The organism is Actinoplanes sp. NPDC051388 (assembly GCF_055586225.1).
Genome location: NZ_JBVJIP010000020.1, coordinates 142,166 through 161,673, shown reverse-complemented (window position 1 = coordinate 161,673; position 19,508 = coordinate 142,166). Strand labels below are relative to the sequence as shown.

Sequence of the window (19,508 nt, the reverse complement as noted above, 5' to 3'; positions counted from 1 at the left end):
TTGTCGTTCATGACACACCTAACGGGACCGAAGATCAGTCGCCGCGGTTTGCTCACACTCGGCGCCGGAGTGGCCGCCGCCCCGATGCTCGGGGCTTGCGGAGGCGTGTCGACCACCGGCGGTGGCGGCGGCGAGGGCTCGATCACGCTGATGTCCAACCAGTTCAGCCCGATCGAGGAACGACAGAACTTCGAGGCGATCCTCGAGCAGCGGGTGACCGATCCGAAGGTCGCCTTCAACCAGGTCGAGACCGGCATCTTCGCGTCCACCCTGCAGTCCCAGGTGGACGCGGGCAAGGTGCAGATCAGCGTGGTCGGCGCGCTGCACGGCGACCTGGCCCCGCACGCCGCCCGGCTGACCGATCTCGACGACGTGGTCGGCTCGCTCGGCGACCGCGGCTTCGCGCCCGAGCTGACCGAGCTGGCCAAGCTCGGCGGCAGCACCACCAAATACGTCCCCTGGATGCAGGCCAGCTATGTGCTGGCCGTCCACAAGAAGGCGCTCGACTGGCTGCCCAGCGGCGCCGACGTGCAGAAACTCACCTATGACCAGCTGCTCGCCTGGGTGACCGCGGGCATGCGGGGCAACGGCGGCAAGCCGATCTTCGGCATCCCGGCCGGGCCCAAGGGCCTCTACCACCGTTTCTTCCAGGGCTTCCTGGTGCCCAGCTTCACCGGCGGGCAGATCACCACGTTCCGCAGCCCCGAGGCGGTGACCGCCTGGGAGTACATGAAGCAGCTCTGGGCGCAGACCGCGCGGGCCTCCACCAACTACGACAACCTGCAGGAGCCGTTGCAGCGCGGCGAGGTTCTGGTCGGTTTCGACCACGTCGCCCGGCTGGTCGGCGCGCCCAAGGACAAGCCGGACGAGTGGCTGATGGTGCCGGCGCCGAGCGGGCCGAAGGGGCTGGGCTACATGCTGGTGCTCGGCGGGCTCGGCATCCCGAAGGGCGCGCCCGACGTGGACAAGGCCAAGGCCGCGATCAAGGCGCTCACCACCCCCGAGGTGCAGGTCGACGTGCTCGCCAAGAACGCGTTCTTCCCGGTCACCAACGCGAGCGTGCCGGGCGACCTGCCGCCCGCGGTGGCGCTGGCGAACGCGGCGGTCAAGGCGCAGCGCGCGACGTCCGGCGCGATCCTGTCGCTGCCGCCGGTCGGGCTCGGCGCCCGCGACGGCGAGGTCGGCCAGATCTTCAAGAACTGCTTCAAGGAGATCTGCCTCGACGGCAAGCCGGTCAAGCAGGTGCTGGACGCGCAGGCGGCGCAGCTCAACACCATCCTGGACGGCCTCAAGATCCCGTGCTGGGAGCCGGACCCGGCGGGCAACCCCTGCAAGGTGGCCTGATGCGGCGAGCGCGGCCCTCGGCCGCCGTGTTGCTGATCCTGCCGTCGCTGATCTTCATGGCGCTGCTGTTCCTCTGGCCGCTGGCCGCCGGCATCGTGCAGGCGTTCAGCGGCCCGGACGGACCCACGCTCGACTTCGTGCGGCGGATGGTCGACGACCCGTACTTCTGGGAGGCGACCCGGAACACCGCGCTGCTCATCGTGGTGCTGATCCCGCTGCAGTTCGCGCTGGCCATCACCATGGCGCTGCTGCTGCGGCAGCGCCCGCGGCTGGCCGGGCTGCACTTCTACATCTGGGTGGTGCCGCTGGCGGTCAGCGACCTGGCGGCCGGCCTGGTGTGGCTGTCCATCTTCACCGACCGCGGCTATCTGAACTCGGTGCTCGACCACCTCGGCATCGGCTCCTACGCGTGGCTGTCGGTGGAGAACCCCGGCACGATGTTCCTCGCCGTGCTGCTCGCCGAGCTGTGGCGGGCCACGTCGCTGGTCTTCGTGATCGTGGTGGCCGGCCTGCAGAACGTGCCGCGGGACTACGACGAGGCCGCGTCGGTGTTCGGGGCGACCTATTGGCAGCGGCTGCGGCACGTGATCCTGCCGCAGTTGCGGCCCAGCCTGCAGGTGGCGCTGATCCTGCGGACCATCCTGGCGCTGGAGGCCTTCGCGGTGGCTCAGGCACTCACCGGCCGCAGCTTCCCGCTGCTGGTCGGCGAGACCTACCAGTGGTACTACACGCTGCAGAACCCGAACGTGGCGACCGCGATCGCGCTGGTCGTGCTCGCGCTGTCGATCATCGCGGCGATCGGTTATCTGCGGCTGATGCGCCGCTCGCCGGAGATGACCGGATGAACGACCGCCGCTGGGTGCAGGCCGCCTGCATCGTCATCACCCTGTTCATGGGCATCCCGCTCTATCTGATCACGCTCGCCGCGCTGTCCAGCCGTGAGTCGCTCAACGAGTTCCCGCTGCGGCTGCTGCCGACCTCGGTCTCCGGCGAGACCATGTCGTCCTTCCTGCAGACCACCGGCGTGCTCGGCGGCCTGATCAACTCGCTGACCATCGGGCTGAGCACGGTGATCCTGGCGCTGGCGATCGGCCTGCCGGCCGGCTACGCGGTGGCCCGCTACGCCTTCCGCGGCCGGGACCCCTATCAACTCGCGTTGCTGCTCACCCGCGCCCTGCCGATCGTGGTGCTCTCCGTCCCGCTGGCCCGGATCTTCCTGGACACCGGGCTCTACGACACCACCTATGGCGTGACGCTGCTGCACACCGCGCTGGCGCTGCCGACCACCGTGCTGATCACCTCGGCCATCTTCCTCGGCGTCTCCCGCGAGCAGGAGGAGGCGGCGATGATCTTCGGGGCGTCGCCGCTGAAGGCGTTCCTGCGGGTGGTGATGCCGCAGGCGCTGCCGGGCATCGCGGCGTCGGCGATGTTCACCTTCGTGCTCTCCTGGAACGAGGTGCTGGGCGCCAGCATCCTCACCCTCAACCGGCGCACCCTGCCCGCGCAGGTGCTCACCACGCTGGCCGACTCGCCGCTGGCGTTCCGCTTCGCCGGCGGGCTCGCCCTGGTGCTGCCGGCCCTGATCTTCATCGCGGTGATGCGCCGCTACCTGCTCAACATGTGGGGGACAACGCTCCGATGAACGTGACCGTCCGCAATCTGGTGAAGACCTATCCCTCCGGCAACCGGCGGGCCACCGACGACATCTCGCTGGAGGTGGCCGACGGCGAGTTCCTGGTGCTGGTCGGGCCGAGCGGCTGCGGCAAGACCACGCTGCTGCGGATGGTCGCCGGCCTGGAGACCCCGGACAGCGGCTCGGTGCTGATCGGCGACCGCGACGTGACCCGGTTGCCGGCCCGCGAACGCGAGCTGTCCATGGTGTTCCAGTCCTATGCGATCTTCCCGCATCTCAAGGTGCGGCAGAACATCGGCTTCGGCCTGACCATGAAAAAGGTCCCCAAGGACGAATGGGAGACCCGGGTACGCCGCGCGGCCGACCTGCTCGACCTCGGCGACTACCTGGACCGCTATCCGGCGCAGCTCTCCGGCGGCCAGCGGCAGCGGGTGGCCGTGGCGCGGGCCATCGTGGTCGACGCCGACGTGCTGCTGATGGACGAGCCGCTGTCCAACCTGGACGCCCTGCTGCGCATGCAGTTCCGCGCCGAGCTGAAGAAGATCGTCGCCCGATTGGGTACGACCACCCTCTACGTCACGCACGACCAGGCCGAGGCGATGTCGCTGGGCGATCGGGTGGCGGTCATGCGGGACGGCCGGATCGCCCAGCTCGGCGCCCCGATGGAGGTCTACGACCAGCCGGCCGAGCAGTTCGTCGGCGGCTTCCTGGGCGCTCCCCCGATGAACTTCTTCACCGCGGTCGCGAACGACGGGCGACTGACCGTCTCGGACACGTCCATCCCGGCCGAAGTGCCCGGCTGGACGGAACGGAAGGTGCTGGCCGGGATCCGGGCCGAGAACATCGGGGTCGGCTCGGGCGACGTCACCGGCACGATTGAGGTGGCCGAGCCGACCGGCTCGGCCGTGCTGCTGACCGTGAGCTGGGCCGGCGGCGAGCTCAAGGTGCAGACCGGTCCGGGCTTCGGCGGCGCCACCGGCGACGAGATCCGGCTGACGTTCCCGCCCGCCGCCCTGCGCTTCTACGACCCCGAGACGTCCCTCGCCCTGCCTACCACGTCTGCTCGCCCGCCCGGACCAGCATCTCGTTGACCGCGACGCGGCGGTCGCGGGTGACCATGTAGGCCACCGCGTCGGCGATGTCCGCCGGGAGCAGCGCCTCGATCGAACCGACCTGCTCCTTCGTGCGGTCGCGGAGCTCGTCGCGGATGTGGTCGGTCAGCTCGGTGGCCACCGTGCCCGGCTCGACCACGCCGACCCGGATCCGGGCGGCGAGGGTCTCCTGGCGCAGCGCCTCGGTGAACGCGTTCACGCCGAACTTGGTGAGGCTGTAGACGGCGTTGCCCGCCCGCGCCACGCGACCGGCCGTGGAACTGACGTTCACGATGTCGGCGACCCGGCGGGGCTCGCTCGCGGCGGCGGTCGTCAGGTGCGGCAGGGCGGCCTTCGTCACGTACAGAAGGGCCTGGATGTTGATCTGCAGCATCCTCTCCCACTCCTCGGCGGGGGCGTCCGCGACCCGGCCGACGAGCATGATGCCCGCGTTGTTGACCACCGTGTCGAGCCGGCCGAGCCGATCGACGACGTGACCCACGGTCGCCTCGGCCACCTCGCGGCCGGTGAGGTCCGCCTCGACGGCCAGCGCTTCGCCGCCCTCGGCGGTGATCTTCCCGGCGAGATCCGTCAGCCGGTCACCGCGGCGGGCGATCAGGGCCACCGACGCGCCCTCGGCGGCGAGCCGCTGCGCGGTCGCCGCTCCGATGCCGCTGCTGGCGCCGGTCACCAGCGCCACCGTTCCGTGCAAAGCTCCAGTCATGCCCACACACTAACCGGAGGCCCCTCCGATTCACCACCGGGCGTGCCGTAGATCGGTGCGAGCTAGCGTGTTGATCGTGGATATCAGCATCGGTTTGCCCAACACGCTGGATCACCCCGGGCCGCTCCTGGCCGCGTGGGCGCAGCGCGCCGAGGAGCGTGGGTTCACCTCGCTCGGCACCATCGACCGGATCGTCTATCCCACCTACGACACGATGGTCTCGCTCTCCGCCGCGGCCGGCGCCACCTCGCGGATCGGCCTGATCAGCGGCGTCCTGCTGGCGCCGCTCTACCCCTCGGTGTGGCTGGCCAAGGCGGCCGCCAGTCTGGACGCGATCTCCGGCGGGCGGCTCACGCTCGGGCTGGGCGTCGGCGGCCGCGCGGACGACTTCGCCGCGGTCGGGCGCTCGATGCGCGAGCGCGGCCGCGACATGGACGAGACGCTCGCGGTGATGCGCCAGGTCTTCGCCGGCGAGAAGCTGGGCGACGACGTCTTCCCGGTCGCCGCGCACGGCCACCCCAAGCTGCTGATCGGCGGCACCAGCGACGCGGCCGTGCGCCGCACGGTCGAGTCCGGCCAGGGCTGGATCGGCGGCGGTGGCACGCCCGAGCAGATGAAGCCGATCATGGACCGGATCCGCCGGGAGTGGCACGACGCCGGCCGCGAGGGCGAGCCCCGGTTCGCCGCGCTCGCCTACTTCGGACTCAGCGACCCGGAGACGTCCAAGCGGTCGCTGCGCAGCTATTACGCGTTCACCGGCGCCTTCGCCGAGACGATCGCCGAGGGCGCGGTGCGCACGCCGCAGGCGGCCCGGGACTGGGCCCGGGCGTTCGAGGACATCGGCCTGGACGAGCTGATCTTTGACCCGAGCGTGCCGGACCTCGGCGAGGTGGATCGGCTGGCCGACGCCCTCCTCTGAGGCCCTTGCGTATACGTAGATGTATGCGTAGCCTGGGTGGCATGCCCAACAAGACGATCTATGTCGCCGACGACGACATGCCGCTCTATCAGCGCGCCCAGGAACTGGCCGGCGGCACGCTGTCGGCGGCCATCACGATGGCGCTGCGGCGGTTCGTCGAGGTCGAGGAGGGACGCAAGCAGGGGTACGATGAGATCGTCGTGCGCGTCGGGCCGGGGCTCGGGCGCAAGCAGCGTTTCGTCGGGGTGCTGCTGGGCCAGTGGGAGCGATCCGGCAACGAGGGCGAGGAGAGCTTCAGCGTCTACCGCGCCCGCAGCGGCAAGTTCGTCGTGCACATCGAGCACTCCGAGGCCCACCGGAACGTGGGGCCGAACGCGGAGAAGACCAGCACCGGGTGGCGGGCCTGGGTCGGTGACTGGAGTGCCGGCCAGACCTGGGTGCGCACTCCCGCCGACTCCACCCTGCACATCGCGGAGACGCTCGAGGAGTTGCGCACCCTGCTGCCGATCGAGCTCTTCGAGAGCATCGCCCAGGTCGCCGACCAGCCCACGGTCGAGGACCTCGACGTCTAGCGGAGCTCGATCATGCGGCCTGAGGCGTCAGATTCAGGAGACGGACGTTGACGGGCTCGAGTGGGACGGCGCGGTTGGTCAGCATGATGCCGGTTTCACCGGTGGTCAGGCGGGTCAGCAGCGAACTGCTGCCGCTCAAGCCGCCACCGGCGTGGCCGCACACGTCCTGACCGAGGTGCAGGAGCCAGCCCAGGCCGATCTGGGCGCCGTTGGCGTCGCGGTCCGCCTGCGGGCGCAGCGCCTCGCCGGCCAGGTCGGCGGGCAGCAGCGTCGTCCAGGCGCGGGCGAAACGCAGCAGGTCGGTCGCGGTCGTCCAGAGGCCGCCGGCGGCCGGCAGCGTGGGCAGTTGCGGGGCTGCCGGGTCGAAGACGCCGTCGGAAGTCGTGGAATATTCGGTGACCGCCTCCTTGGCGGGCCAGGTGGCCGGGAAGCTCGACTTGGCCATGCCCAGCGGTTCGAGCACCAGCCGCGTCGCCGCCTGATCGTAGCGAGTCTCGGTGACGTCGGCGATCACCTGGCCGAGCATCCCGTAACCGCCGTTGCTGTAGGCGAACGTGCCGCGCGGACCGGTGCACGCCACGCGCGGGCCCATCAGCGACGGCAGGTCGGGCACGCGTTCGGCCCACAGCCCGCCGGGGGTGTCCGCCCCGGCGGTGTGGGTGAGCAACTCCCGCAACGTGACGGTGTCGTCGGCGAACCGCACTGCACGCAGGTGCCGGTTGGCCGGATCGTCCAGGCCGACGCGACCCTCCGCGACCAGTCGCAGCAGCACGGTCGAGGTGATCAGCTTGGTGATCGAATATGCCGGGAATCGGTGGCCGGGCCGCAGTGGCTCCGCCGGTTCCAGGCGGGACCAGCCGCGGGCGATCGCCCAATCGCCGTCGCCGTTGCCACCGGCGATCGACAACGCGACCAGACCCAGCTCGGCGAAGGACTCCGAGGCCAGGCTGAGCGCCGCCGCCGGCACCAGACCGGTGGTGTGGCTGGATGGCGCCGCCACCCGCTCATCGGTGATCCGGGCGGGCACCTCCTGGACCAGCAAGCTGGTCAAACGGTGCGGCGGGGCGGGCTCGGCCGTCGCCTCGATCCGCAGGCCGGCGAGGCCGGCACAGACGCTCGTCGGTGTCTCCTCCCGGATGGCGAGCTCGGCGCGCAGTTCGGCCGCCATCGCGGACAGCGTGCTGACCACGGTGGACGGTCCGATCGTGGCCAGGAAGCCCTCGTCGAAGTGGGCGCCCAGCTCGTCGGCGTCCGGCGCCACCCAGTGCGGGTCGTCGGCGCCGGCGAAGCGGGCCACCACCCACCTGAGCTGCGCCGGAGCGCCGGCCGCCGGGGTGGCGCCGTCGTCGATGAGGCGTTTGAGTGCGGCCCAGCTCGGCAGGCCGTGCTCCCGGGCGACGGCGAGCTGAGCGTCGTGCAGGGTGCGGAATTCGCCGGCGGCCAGACGTCGTTTCGCGGCGAGCTTGAGGAAGCGCAGGCTCGGGCGGTCGGGCAGCGGGCGCGTTTGATCGGACAAGGCAGTCTCTCCTCAGGCGCCCGCGGGTCCGCGACATCGGGCGGGAAAGACCAGCCGGAGATCGGTGGTGCTGCACCGGTGAGCTTGCAGCTCTGCCCGCGGACCCGGAGGCGGCCGGAGAACCGCCACCCGCGATGCTAGCGGCCCCGGTGCGGGCTAGAAAGGGAGTTTCTCGAAGACCGACTCGGCCGGAGTGCGGTCGGTGGTCATCCGCCAGGCCGCGGCGGCGATCTCGTCCGGGTCCAGGGCCGGCAGGTCGGCGCCGCCCGGGCGGTCCAGGAACATGGTGTGGATGTCGCCGCGGGCCACCAGGCCGCCGATGGTCAGCAGGCCCGCGAAGACGCCGTGCGGGGCCAGCGCCTCGTGCAGGGTCAGCACATACATGCGCAGGGCGGCGGAGGCCGGGGCCAGGTTGCCGAGCATGGCCATCGGGCGCAGGCCGCTCAGGCCGGCGGCGAAGAGCAGGGTGCCCGCGCGGCGTTCGAGCATCTCGGGAAGCACCTCGGCCACTGTGGTCACCGCCGGGGTCAGGATCGCTTCGATGGGGCGGCGGATCGTGTCGGCGTCGGCTTCGGGGAGCGGGACGATGCCTTCGGCGCCGCTCGCCGACGGTCCGAAGTAGACGGTGTCGATGCGGCCCAGGTCTTTGCGGATCCGGGCGACGACGTCGTGCAGTGCGGTGGGGTCGGTCAGATCCGCCGCATAGCTGTGGGCGCCGCCGTAGGGCGCGTGTCGGGCTGAATTGCGGGACACCACCGCTGTCTCGTACCCATGGCTTTGGAATTTTCGGGCGATGGAACCGCCCAGGCCTGGACCGACTCCCAGGACCGCGATCACCGGCATGGCTTCCGCCTTAAATTGAAGGAGTCCTCAACTTAGGCATAAATTGAGGATGTCGTCAACTTAGGTAGGGTGTGCGCATGACGACCCTGCGCCGGGATGCGCGGCAGAATCGCGAGCGGCTGATCGGCGCCGCGCGTCTCGTGTTCGCCGAGCGTGGGCTGGACGTGCCGCTCGACGAGATCGCCCGGCGCGCGGGGGTCAGCATCGGCACGCTCTACAACCGGTTTCCGAGCCGGGTGGAGCTGGTCGAGGCCGTCTTCGCGGATCGGGAGGCGACCGTGATCAGCATCGCCGAGGCGGCGCTGGCGATGCCGTCGGCGTGGGACGGCTTCGCGCACCTGGTCGAGCAGATCTGCCGGCTGATGGCCGCCGACCGGGGATACAACGACCTGGCCGCCCGCCAGGCGCCACGGACGGCGCCGCCGCGCGGGCACACGCTGATGACCGAGCTGGTGGTCAGGGCGCGCGAGAGTGGCGAGCTGCGGGCCGACTTCACGCTCGCCGACATGGCGTTCGTGATGTGGTCGCTGACCCGGACGATCGCGGCCACCGCCGCGGTCGCGCCGGACGCCTGGCGCCGGCACCTGGCGTTCGTGCTGGACGGCCTGCGCGCGCCCGCCGCCCATCCCCTGCCCGCGCCGCCGCTGACCGAGGATCAGGTGGCCCGCATCCTCGGCGACTGCGATCCCTGAGCCGCGTGGCAGGATCTGGCCCGTGCGGATCGGGATGCTCGGCTCGTTCGAGGTGCGTGCGGACGACGGCACCCTCGCCGAGGTGCCGGGCGCCCGGCTGCGCGCTCTGCTGCTCGCCCTTGCGCTCGACGCCGGACAGGTGGTCGGGAAGGCCACGCTGGTCGACTGGATCTGGGGCGCCCAGCCGCCGGCCGACGCGACGAACGCCCTGCACCGCCTGGTCTCCCGGCTGCGCAAGGCGCTGCCGGCCGGCGCGATCGACGGGCACACGGACGGCTACCGGCTGACGGTGGATCCCGACGCGGTCGACGCCGTGCGCTTCGAGCGCCTGGTCGCCGCGGGCCGGCCCGGCGACGCCCTCGCCCTCTGGCGCGGCTCGGCCATGCAGGACGTCGGCCTGCCGGACAGCCCGGCGTTCGACGCGGCCGTCACCCGGCTGGACGGCCTGCGCCTGACCGCCCTCGAGGACCGATTCGACGACGAGGCCGGCACCGCGCACATCGCCGAGCTGACCGACCTGGTCGCCGCGCACCCGCTGCGCGAACGGCTGGTCGCCGCGCTGATGCGGGCGCTGGTGGCGGCCGGACGCGACAATGAGGCGCTGCTGGTGTTCCAGCGCACCCGGGAGGCCCTGGCCGACGCGCTGGGAGCCGACCCCTCACCCGACCTGTCGGCCCTGCACGTCACCCTGCTGCGCGGCGACCGGCGCCGGACGAACCTGCGCGCCGAGCTGACCAGCTATGTCGGCAAGGATGCCGACGTCGGGGCGGCCCGGGACCTGGTCGCCGGGCACCGGCTCACCACACTGATCGGGCCGGGCGGCTCGGGCAAGACCAGGCTGGCCACGGAGACCGCGCGCACGCTGCTCGCCGGCCTGCCGGACGGCGCCTGGCTGGTGGAGCTCGCCGCGATCGGCGCCGACGGTGACGTGGCGCAGGCGACCATCGCCGGGCTCGGCCTCCGGGACACACTGCTCGGCGCGACGCCGAACGCGGACCTGACCGACCGGCTCGTCGCCGCGATCCGCGACCGCGAGATGCTGCTGGTGCTGGACAACTGCGAGCATGTGATCGAGGCCGCCGCGACGTTCGCGCAGCGGGTGCTCGGCGAATGCCCGCGGCTGCGGATCCTGGCCACCAGCCGGGAACCGCTCGGCATCACCGGTGAGGCGCTGTGGCTGGTCGAGCCGCTGCCGCCGGCCGCCGCGGTGCGGTTGCTGCGGGACCGGGCCGCCGCGGTGCGCCGGGATCTCGGCGCCGACCCGGGCACGATGGAACGTGTCTGCCGGGTGCTCGACGGGATGCCGCTGGCGATCGAACTGGCCGCGGCCCGGCTGCGCACCATGTCCCTCGATCAGCTCGCGCACCGGCTGGACGACCGGTTCCGCCTGCTGACCGGCGGCAGCCGCACCGCCCTGCCGCGGCACCGGACGCTGCGCGCGGTGGTCGACTGGAGCTGGGAACTGCTCACCGACGCCGAACGGCTGGTGCTGCGGCGGCTCTCGGTGTTCTCCGGCGGGGCGAGCCTGGAGGCGGCCGAGCGGGTCTGCGCCGACGACGGCGTGCTCGACCTGCTGTCCTCGCTGGTGGAGAAGTCGCTGCTGGTCACCGCGGGCGACCAGGCGCCGCGCTACCGGATGCTCGGCACCATCAAGGAGTACGCCGCCGACCGGCTCGCCGAGGCCGGCGAATCGGAGCTCGCCCGGCACGCGCATCTCACCTACTTCACCGAGCTCGCCGAGACCGCCGAGCCGCATCTGCGCCGCGCCGAGCAGCTGGAGTGGCTCGCCCTGCTCGGCGCCGAGCACGACAACATCGGGGCGGCGATGCGCGGTGCGCTGGCGGCCGGCGAGGCGCACGCCGCGATGCGGCTCGCGGCCGGCGCCGGCTGGTACTGGTGGCTGAGCGGGCACAAGGCCGAAGGCCTCGAACTGACCATCGCGGCCACCGAGGCGCCCGGCGAGGTGCCGGACGACATCCGGGCCACCGTGTACGCGCTGGTCGTGCAGTTCATCAGCTCGGGCCGGGGCGACCAGTATCGGGTGGCGGAGTGGATCCACCGGGCGTACCGGCTGAGCCGGCGCGGTGCGCGACGCCATCCGGCGGCGGGTTTCGTCGCGGCGCTGGAACGGTTGTTGCGGGAGCCGGACGCGTTCCTGCCGGCGTTCGAGCCGCTGCTGGACGACGACGATCCCTGGGTGCGGGCACTGGCCCGGCTGCAGCTCGGCAAGATGCGGATCATCCAGGGCCAGGGCGGGCGCGACGCGGACGCCTATCTGGAGATGGCGCTCGCCGAGTTCCGCGCGCTCGGCGAACGGTTCGGCATCTGGTTCGCGCTGACCGAGCTGGCCGACCGGATCACCACCCGCGGCGAGTTCGCCGGCGCCTGCGAGCTCTATGAGCAGGCGATCGAGGTGGTCACCCAGATCGGCGCCGCCGAGGACGTGATCCCGATCCGCACCCGGCAGGCCCAGCTCCACCGGCTGGTCGGCGACGAGGAGGCCGGCGCGGCCACGCTCGCCGCCGCCGAACGGCTCGCCGAGCAGGTCACCTGGCCGGGCGCGCTGGCCGAGCTGGCCTTCGCGAAGGCGAACCTCGCCCGATCACGCGGCGACGCCGAGGAGGCGCGCCGGCAACTCGAGGTCGCGACCACACTGCTGGGCGACGAGGCCGAGCTGGCGAACGTCCGCGCCGGCACTCTCGATCTGCTCGGCTATCTCACCGACGATCCCGCGGAGAGCCGCGCGCACCGCGTGGCCGCCTGTGCGGCGGCGGCCGAGGCCGGGCACCCGCTGCTGGTGGCGCACGTCCTCATCGGAGTGGCGGACCAGGCCCTGCGCCTCGGCCGGTGGGAGCAGGCCGCGCGGCTGCTCGCGGCGAGCAACGCCCTGCGAGGACTGCCGGATCGGTCCAACCTCGACGCGGCCCGGATCGAGCAGGCCGCGCGGAGCCGCCTCGGCGACACGGGGTTCGCCGAGGCGGCTCGGGAGGGCACGGCGGCCGACTGGCGTCAGCTGGCCGAGGTCACGCTCGCTTCTTGAACGTGGCCGTCGCCCACAGATAGCCGACCAGGGCGATCCCCACGCACCACGCCACCGCGGTGATCGCGGACCCGGTCGACGGCGTGCCGGCCAGCAGCCCGCGCAGCGTCTCGATGATCGGCGTGAACGGCTGGTACTCGGCGAACTGCTTGACGCCGGCGCCCATCTTGTCGGCCGGCACGATCGCGCTGCTGAAGAACGGCAGCATGATCAGCGGCACGGTGGCCAGGCCCGCGCTCTCCGGGGTCTTCGCGGCCAGCCCCAGCGCGACGGTGAGCCAGGCGGTCGCGAAGCCGGTCAGCACGACGAGGCCCAGCACGCCGAGCCAGTCGAGCGGGCTCGCGGACGGGCGGAAGCCCAGCGCGAAGGCCGTCCCGATGATCGCCGCGATGGCGATCAGGTTGGTCACGATGCAGGTGACCACGTGCCCGGTCAGCACCGCGGCCCGGGACACGTCCATCACCTTGAAGCGGTTGATGATGCCCTTGGTCATGTCCGAGCTCACCCCGGCCGACGTGCCCGACAGGCCGTAGCAGATGGCCAGCAGGATCAGGCCCGGCGTCGCGTAATCGACGTAGTCGACGCCGACACTGAACGCGTCGCCGAGCACGTAGACGAACATCAACATCATCACCACCGGCATCAGGACCGCGTTGAACACCGTGGTCGGGTTCCGCATGATGTGTTTGAAGTTGCGGCGCAGCATGATCAACGAGTCGCTCATCGGGCGACCTCCTCCGTGCTCGGGCGGCCGGTCAGGGCCAGGAAAACGTCATCGAGATCAGGGGTGTGCACCGACAGGCCGTCGGCGTGGATCGCCAGTTCGTCGAGCCGGCTCAGCAGGGCCCGCAACGACTGCGTGCCGCCGTCGCCGGGCACCCGCAGGGTCAGGCTCTCGTCGTCCCGGGTGGATCCGGCGAACGCCCGCGCGGCCACGTCGAGGTCGCGGACGCCGGCGAACCGGAGCCGGACGTGGCTGCCGGGAACCTGGCGCTTGAGCTCGTCGGGGGTGCCCTGGGCGACCAGGCGGCCCTGGTCGAGGACGGCGACCCGGTCGGCGAGCTGGTCGGCCTCCTCCAGATATTGGGTGGTCAGGAAGATGGTCACGCCGCCGGCCACCAGCTCGCGGATGATGGCCCACATGGTGCGGCGGCTGCGCGGGTCCAGGCCGGTGGTCGGCTCGTCCAGGAAGATGATCCGGGGGTCGCCGACCAGCGTCATGGCCAGATCGAGCTTGCGGCGCATGCCACCGGAGTAGGTCGCCACCAGCTTGCGGCCCGCGTCCGCCAGATCGAAACGCTCGAGGAGCGCCGGGACGGCGTCGTTGCCCGCCCGGTGCAGGTCGACCATCAGTCGCAGGTTCTCCGCGCCGGTCAGCAGCTCGTCGACGGCGGCGAACTGGCCGGTGACGCCGATCTGCTTGCGCACCGCCCGGGGCTCGGTGGTGACGTCGTGGCCGGCGACGCGGATGGCGCCGCCGTCGGGTCTCATCAGGGTGGTCAGCACGTTCACGGTCGTCGTCTTGCCGGCCCCGTTCGGGCCGAGCAGGGAGAAGATCGTGCCCGCCGGGACGTCCAGATCGATCCCGTCGAGCACCGTCTTGTCGCCGAAGGCCTTGCGAAGGCCGGTTACTTCAATCGCGGTGGTTGTCATGGGGAGAACGATGGGCGTCCGCGGTGACACTGCCCTGTCACGGCTCTGACACGGGCGCTGTGACAGATTGGGGCGTGACTTTTTCGTGGCTGGAGGCGCCGGCCGGGGCGGTCGCCGAGACGGCTCGGGAGCTGCTCGGGTGGCGGCTCTCCGCGCACGGCGTCACCGTCAAGCTGACCGAGGTGGAGGCCTACAGCGGGCTCGGGCTCGATCCGGCCTCGCACGCCCATCGCGGGGTCACCGGGCGCAACCGGGTGATGTTCGGACCGGCCGGGATCCTGTACGTCTATCAGATCTACGGGATGCACTTCTGCGCCAACGTGGTCTGCGGGCCCGAGGGTGAGGCGGCGGCCGTGCTGCTGCGCGCCGGTGCGGTGGTCGACGGGCTCGAGACCGCGAGGCAGCGGCGGCCGGCGGCGCGCGGAGACCACGATCTGGCGCGCGGGCCGGCCAAGCTCATGCAGGTGCTGGCGCTGGGCAAGGAGGCCTACGGCACCTCGCTGGTGGACGGCGCCGGGCCGGCCGTGCTCACCCCGCCCGCCGGGCCCGCGGAACCGGTTGAGGCCGGGCCGCGAGTCGGTGTGACCAGCGCGCACGACGTGCCGTGGCGCTTCTGGATCAAGGGCGACCCGACGGTCAGCACCTACCGCCGCCACGTGCTGAAGGTGAAAGCGCGCGAATGACCCGCGTGCGGGCGCGGCGGGAACTATCGTCCGCGGTGATGGTGAGTCGCCGGATCCTGCTGCTGCTGGACCTGCTCTGCCTGCTCGGGGTGCTCTGGGCCGCAGGGCTGATCGGCCTGCTGGTGAGCGGCCGCCAGCCGCTGTCCACCGGGGTCGCGGTGGGCGTCACCGCGCTGCTGGTGCTGCCGGGATTCCTGGCCGGGGTGGTCGGCAACCGCACCACCCTGCGCGGGCGCCGGGCGCGGGACCCGCATGCCGGCACGATCTGGCGGCCGCCGGTGGATCTGCCGCACGCCGCGGTGGCCGTGGCCGGGCTGCTGTTCCTCGGCTTCTGGGTGGCCGTGGTCACCGCGTTCCTGCAGGTCGACCAGGACCGGTCGAACCCGGCCGTGGAGCAGCGCATCGCGCTCGGAGTGCTGGGCGGGCTCGGGGTGGGCGGAACCACGATCGCCGCCGCGGCGTACCGGCAGGGCCGGAACAGCCAAGAGTATTGACAGTTTTAGATATCGGTGTACTTCTATAGACATCCCTGCAGTGACAACGATGTCAAGGACGGCACCGTATGCGTCGTACCCTCGCTTGTCTCGTCTCCGGCGTGCTCGTCGCCGCCTCTCTCACCGTGAGCGCCGCCTCCCCCGCGGCCGCCGCCGATCTGGCACTCACCGGCTACGTCAACCCGTTCATCGGCACCGACGACAGCAACTCCCCCAACCCGGTCGGCGGCGGAGCCGGCGGCAGCACGTTCCCCGGCGCCACCGTGCCGTTCGGGATGGTGCAGTTCTCCCCCGACACCCCGACCGGCTCGCCGTCCGGCTATCGCGACCGGGACCGCACGATCGAGTCGTTCAGCCTCACCCACTTCAACGGCGCCGGCTGCCCGAACAACGAGGACCTGCCGATCCTGCCGATCACCGGGAACATCGGAGCGAGTCCGGGCAACAGCTGGACGTCCTACGCGTCGGCGTACACGAAGACCAACGAGTCGGCTGTGCCTGGCTACTACCGGAACCGGCTGGACCGCTACGGCACGGACGTCGAGCTGAGCGCGACCAAGCGGACCGGCGCGTTGAAGCTGACCTTCCCGGCCACGACCACCGCGCGGGTGCTGATCAACGCCAGCCGCTCGGCCACCGGCGACCGCGCCGGCAACGTCACGATCAGCGGCAACCGGGTCTGGGGCGAGCACACCGCGGGCGGATTCTGCGGCGGCGGCACGTTCAAGATGTACTACTCGATCCTCTTCGACCGCACGCCGAGCGGGGTCGGCACCTTCGCCGGCGGCACCGTCAACGCGGGCTCGACCAGCACCAGCGGCACCCAGACCGGCGCCTACGTCACCTTCGACACCACCGGCAACCAGGTGGTCAACGCGACCGTGGGCATCTCGTTCGTGAGCGTGGCCAACGCGCAGAACAACGCGACCGCCGAGGCCGCCGCCTTCAGCTCGGTGCGCAGCGCCGCCGACGCCGCCTGGAACAGCGCGCTCAACCGCGTCCAGATCACCGGCGGCGGCACCACCGATCTGCAGAAGTTCTACACCGCGCTCTACCACGTGCTGCAGAACCCGAACCTGTCCAGCGACACCAACGGCGAGTACCGCGGCTTCGACGGCGCCGTGCACACCGCCGGCCATCCCGTCTATCAGAACTATTCGGGGTGGGACATCTATCGGTCCTGGGCCTCGCTGGTGGCGCTGATCGCCCCCGATGTGATGACCGATATCGTGAAGTCGATGGTCCTTGATGGACAGCAGGGCGGACTGCTCCCGAAGTGGTCGCACCAGACCGCGGAGGACTTCGTGATGCCGGGCGACCCGGGCCCGATCGTGGTGGCTTCGGCCTATGCGTTCGGCGTGCGCGGCTTCGACACCACGGCCGCCCTCGAGCTGATGAAGAAGAGCGCCGCGGGTGGCGTGACCCAGGGCCACGTGCTGCGCGGAAACTACGCCGTCTACAACAGCCAGCACTACATCCCGGGAAACCCCTCCGAGACCCTGGAGTACGCGGCCAGCGACTTCGCGATCGCCCAGTTCGCCAAGGCGCTCGGTGACACCGCCGCGTTCAACGGCGCGGCGGCCCGATCCCAATACTGGCGCAGCCTCTTCAACGGCGAGTCGTCCTACATCCACACCCGCAACGGCGCCTTCACCTGGCCGCTGAACCCGGCGCAGGAGAACCCGTACGTCGAGGGCAACGCCGCGCAGTACACCTGGATGGTGCCGCACAACCTGGGCGCCCTGGTCACCGTGATGGGCGGCCCGGCCACCGCGGTGCAGCGCCTCGACCACCACTTCACCGAGCTCAACGGCGGTCTGGTGCGGCCGTACTTCTACATCGGCAACGAGCCCGAGCACAACGTGCCGTGGACCTACCACTACGCGCGCAAGCCGGCCGGGGCCAGCGACGCCGTGCGCCGGGTGATGTCCGAGTCGTTCACCACCGGCGCCGGCGGGCTGCCCGGCAACGACGACCTCGGCGCGACCTCCGCCTGGTATGTCTGGGCGGCGCTCGGGCTCTACCCGGTCACGCCGGGCGCGGACACCCTCGCCCTGCACGGCGCGCAGTTCCCGTCCGCGGTGATCCAGCGACCGGGCGGCAACCTCACCATCAACGGCGGCAGCGCCACCAACCGCTTCGTGCAGTCGGTGACGCTCGGCGGATCCACAGTGGAAGAGAGCTTCATTCGTTACACCGACATCGCCGGCGGCGGCACCCTCGGGTTCACCATGGCCGGCTCGGCGAACGGCTGGGGCACGCGGGCTGAGGACGTACCCCCGAGCTTTGCCGACGGCGCGACCCAACCGCCCGCGGAACCGGACCTCGGACCCAATCTCGCCCTCGGCCGGAGCGCGAGCGGATCCGCGGCCTGCGCCTCGACCGAGGCCGCCGGCAAGGCGGTCGACGGGGTGATCCGCGGCAACAGCAAGTTCTGCTCGGGCACCGCGCCGCTGACCCTGCAGACCGACCTCGGCTCGGCGCAGAACGTGTCGTCGTTCGTGGTGAAGCATGCCGGACTGGGCGGCGAGTCGACCGGCTGGAACACCGGCGCCTACACGATCGCGACCAGCACCGACGGCGCGAACTGGTCGAACGCGGTGTCGGTGAGCGGCGGGCGGTCCAGCCGCAGCTATCTGCCGATCGCCGCCCGCAACGCGCGCTACGTGCGGCTCGACATCTCCGCCGCGGCCAACGACGGCAACGCCGCCGCCAGAATCTACGAACTCGAGGTGTACGGCCAGAGCAGCGCCCCCGCCGACCTGGCCCTGCGCCGGCCGGTCGCCGCGGACTCGTCGTGTGGCGCCGCCGAGGGCCCGGACAAGGCGGTCAACGGCAGCGTGCTGGGCGGCTGGCTGGACAAGTGGTGCTCGCAGAGCGGGTCGCGCTGGATGCAGATCGACCTCTCGGCACGGCAACGGGTCGGTTCGGTGCTGATCCGGCACGCGGGCGCCGGCGGTGAATACCCGGCCTGGAACACGCGCGACTTCGACCTGCAGACGTCGGACGACGGCGCCACCTGGACGACCCGCGCGCAGATCCGGGGCAACACCGCCGATTCCACCACCACATCGATCGGCGTCGACGCCCGGTACGTACGACTGAACGTGGTCACGCCGTCCCAGGACGGCAACGCTGCCGCGCGCATCTACGAGGTGGAGGTGCGCGGCTAGAGACCCCGGGGTGGGCGACGGGTCCCGCCTTGCCCACCCCGGGCCCTATCCTGACGCGATGCTCTTCGCCCCCGACCAGACCATCGTCCGCCGGGACGTCCACCGCGACGGCGTGATCGGCGCCGTGGAGACCGCGCGGGTGCTGCGCGACGACGCCGACGGGCTGCTCAGCTGGACCGCGCACGGCTCGGCCTGCATGCAGCGCGTGACGCTGACCGGCGAATCGATCCGCAAGATGTCGCTCGCCGAGCGCGACCGCACCCCGGCGATGCTGCGCCCGTTCAGCTGGGAGAGCACCGACGTGCTGATGTGGACGCCACCCGGCGCCGACCACTCGGTGTGGTGGTTCTTCGGCCTCGACAGCGGTTTCCTGGGTTGGTACGTCAACCTCGAGAGTCCGGCCCGCCGCTGGGCCGGCGGCCTGGACATCCAGGACCAAGCGCTGGACATCTGGGTCGAGCCGGACCGCACCTGGTCGTGGAAGGACGAGGACGAACTGGCCGAGCGCACCGGCCATCCGGCCTACTGGACGTCAGCGGAGGCGGTCGCGATCCGGGCGGCCGGCCGACGCCTCGTCCCGGCGATCGAGGCCGGCCGTCACCCGTTCGACGGCCACCTCACCGACTTCCGCCCCGACCCGGCCTGGTCACCGACCACGCTGCCGCCGGCCTGGGACGCGCGCCCCTAGACCGGATCCGCGCGACGCCCGGCCGGGTCCCTGCACGCCCTTCTGCCGCCGACCTCACGGCGAGCGTGGCCGGGCGTCGACGGCAGCGTCCTGGCAGGCGAGGTTGCCGTCTGCCAGCCCTTTGCTCTGCACACATATACGCAACACCCCCGCCCGCGCGCCGGAGGCCGTCTGCGCGGCGAACCCTGGTGGTGGGCTGGTGCGATCGGGGAACGGCGGGACGGGCCGGCGGCGGTGGCGTGGTAGCTTGCGGTTGCTCGTGACACTGCCTGCGGAGGTGAGACCCATGAACGCTGTATCGACGTGGGTGCTCCCCCGTTCCGTCACGGCCGGGCGATCGATGTAGGTGTCGCCGGGAGCGCCGTTCAACCGGGCACTCCGAAAGGCAACACCTATGCATTCATCGCAGGGCGCCACCCCCGCCGGGCCGCCGGCCGCGGCTT

17 protein-coding genes are annotated in these 19,508 nt (G+C 71.5%); 12 read left to right on the top strand and 5 right to left on the bottom strand.

Translation table 11 applies throughout. The features are described 5' to 3' along the window. Window positions 1–9: 9 nt before the first annotated feature. Genes ACZ6TI_RS38850 through ACZ6TI_RS38835 form a run of 4 tightly spaced genes read left to right on the top strand, consistent with a single transcriptional unit; the run spans window position 10 to window position 4,068 of the window. A complete protein-coding gene (locus ACZ6TI_RS38850) occupies window positions 10–1,344 on the top strand; it encodes an ABC transporter substrate-binding protein (protein WP_465350247.1) in 1,335 nt (444 codons plus the stop codon). After that, a complete protein-coding gene (locus tag ACZ6TI_RS38845) occupies window positions 1,344–2,189 on the top strand; it encodes a carbohydrate ABC transporter permease (protein ID WP_465350246.1) in 846 nt (281 codons plus the stop codon). Before ACZ6TI_RS38850 ends, ACZ6TI_RS38845 begins: the two co-directional genes overlap by 1 nt. Continuing rightward, window positions 2,186–2,986: a carbohydrate ABC transporter permease gene (locus ACZ6TI_RS38840; protein WP_465350245.1), complete on the top strand. Its 801-nt coding sequence runs from the start codon at window positions 2,186–2,188 to the stop codon at window positions 2,984–2,986. The genes ACZ6TI_RS38845 and ACZ6TI_RS38840 overlap by 4 nt, the downstream gene beginning before the upstream one ends. Then, complete coding sequence (locus tag ACZ6TI_RS38835) at window positions 2,983–4,068, top strand: ABC transporter ATP-binding protein (protein ID WP_465350244.1); 1,086 nt, start codon at window positions 2,983–2,985, stop codon at window positions 4,066–4,068. The genes ACZ6TI_RS38840 and ACZ6TI_RS38835 overlap by 4 nt, the downstream gene beginning before the upstream one ends. Here ACZ6TI_RS38835 and ACZ6TI_RS38830 read toward each other — a convergent pair. Further along, window positions 4,028–4,792 carry an SDR family NAD(P)-dependent oxidoreductase gene (locus ACZ6TI_RS38830; RefSeq protein ID WP_465350243.1) on the bottom strand — a complete coding sequence of 255 codons (765 nt, stop codon included), beginning with the start codon at window positions 4,790–4,792 and terminating at the stop codon, window positions 4,028–4,030. The genes ACZ6TI_RS38835 and ACZ6TI_RS38830 overlap by 41 nt on opposite strands. Window positions 4,793–4,868: 76 nt before the next feature. On the opposite strand from ACZ6TI_RS38830, the gene ACZ6TI_RS38825 reads away from it, so the two are divergent. Continuing rightward, window positions 4,869–5,711, top strand: a complete 843-nt coding sequence (locus ACZ6TI_RS38825) for an LLM class flavin-dependent oxidoreductase (protein ID WP_465350242.1) — start codon at window positions 4,869–4,871, stop codon at window positions 5,709–5,711. Window positions 5,712–5,752: 41 nt separating this feature from the next. Further along, on the top strand, window positions 5,753–6,283 hold the full coding sequence (locus ACZ6TI_RS38820) for an EXLDI protein (protein ID WP_465350241.1): 531 nt from the start codon (window positions 5,753–5,755) through the stop codon (window positions 6,281–6,283). A 10-nt stretch (window positions 6,284–6,293) separates the two neighbouring features. On the opposite strand, the gene ACZ6TI_RS38815 is transcribed toward ACZ6TI_RS38820, so the two are convergent. Next, window positions 6,294–7,799: a serine hydrolase domain-containing protein gene (locus ACZ6TI_RS38815; protein ID WP_465350240.1), complete on the bottom strand. Its 1,506-nt coding sequence runs from the start codon at window positions 7,797–7,799 to the stop codon at window positions 6,294–6,296. Window positions 7,800–7,955: 156 nt separating this feature from the next. After that, complete coding sequence (locus tag ACZ6TI_RS38810) at window positions 7,956–8,642, bottom strand: SDR family NAD(P)-dependent oxidoreductase (protein ID WP_465350239.1); 687 nt, start codon at window positions 8,640–8,642, stop codon at window positions 7,956–7,958. A 77-nt stretch (window positions 8,643–8,719) separates the two neighbouring features. Between ACZ6TI_RS38810 and ACZ6TI_RS38805 the strand changes: the two genes are divergently transcribed. After that, the gene (locus tag ACZ6TI_RS38805) at window positions 8,720–9,334 is read left to right on the top strand and encodes a TetR/AcrR family transcriptional regulator (RefSeq protein ID WP_465350238.1); all 615 of its coding nucleotides are present in this window, start codon (window positions 8,720–8,722) and stop codon (window positions 9,332–9,334) included. Window positions 9,335–9,356: 22 nt separating this feature from the next. Then, the gene (locus tag ACZ6TI_RS38800; protein ID WP_465350237.1) at window positions 9,357–12,374 is read left to right on the top strand and encodes a BTAD domain-containing putative transcriptional regulator; all 3,018 of its coding nucleotides are present in this window, start codon (window positions 9,357–9,359) and stop codon (window positions 12,372–12,374) included. On the opposite strand, the gene ACZ6TI_RS38795 is transcribed toward ACZ6TI_RS38800, so the two are convergent. After that, entirely contained in the window at window positions 12,358–13,098 is a 741-nt protein-coding gene (locus tag ACZ6TI_RS38795) for an ABC transporter permease (RefSeq protein WP_465350236.1), read from the bottom strand. The genes ACZ6TI_RS38800 and ACZ6TI_RS38795 overlap by 17 nt on opposite strands. Further along, window positions 13,095–14,027, bottom strand: coding sequence for an ATP-binding cassette domain-containing protein (locus tag ACZ6TI_RS38790; RefSeq protein WP_465350235.1), 933 nt, complete (start codon window positions 14,025–14,027; stop codon window positions 13,095–13,097). Before ACZ6TI_RS38790 ends, ACZ6TI_RS38795 begins: the two co-directional genes overlap by 4 nt. Before the next feature lie 74 nt (window positions 14,028–14,101). Between ACZ6TI_RS38790 and ACZ6TI_RS38785 the strand changes: the two genes are divergently transcribed. The 4 genes from ACZ6TI_RS38785 (at window position 14,102) to ACZ6TI_RS38770 (ending at window position 19,065) form a co-directional block, all read left to right on the top strand. Next, the gene (locus tag ACZ6TI_RS38785; protein WP_465350234.1) at window positions 14,102–14,710 is read left to right on the top strand and encodes a DNA-3-methyladenine glycosylase; all 609 of its coding nucleotides are present in this window, start codon (window positions 14,102–14,104) and stop codon (window positions 14,708–14,710) included. Further along, window positions 14,707–15,204, top strand: coding sequence for a hypothetical protein (locus ACZ6TI_RS38780; RefSeq protein ID WP_465350233.1), 498 nt, complete (start codon window positions 14,707–14,709; stop codon window positions 15,202–15,204). Before ACZ6TI_RS38785 ends, ACZ6TI_RS38780 begins: the two co-directional genes overlap by 4 nt. 68 nt (window positions 15,205–15,272) lie before the next feature. After that, window positions 15,273–18,377 (top strand): GH92 family glycosyl hydrolase, encoded by a 3,105-nt coding sequence (locus ACZ6TI_RS38775; protein WP_465350232.1) that lies wholly within the window; start codon window positions 15,273–15,275, stop codon window positions 18,375–18,377. Between the two features lie 58 nt (window positions 18,378–18,435). After that, complete coding sequence (locus tag ACZ6TI_RS38770; protein WP_465350231.1) at window positions 18,436–19,065, top strand: ribonuclease FAU-1 family protein; 630 nt, start codon at window positions 18,436–18,438, stop codon at window positions 19,063–19,065. The last annotated feature ends 443 nt before the right edge of the window (window positions 19,066–19,508 follow it).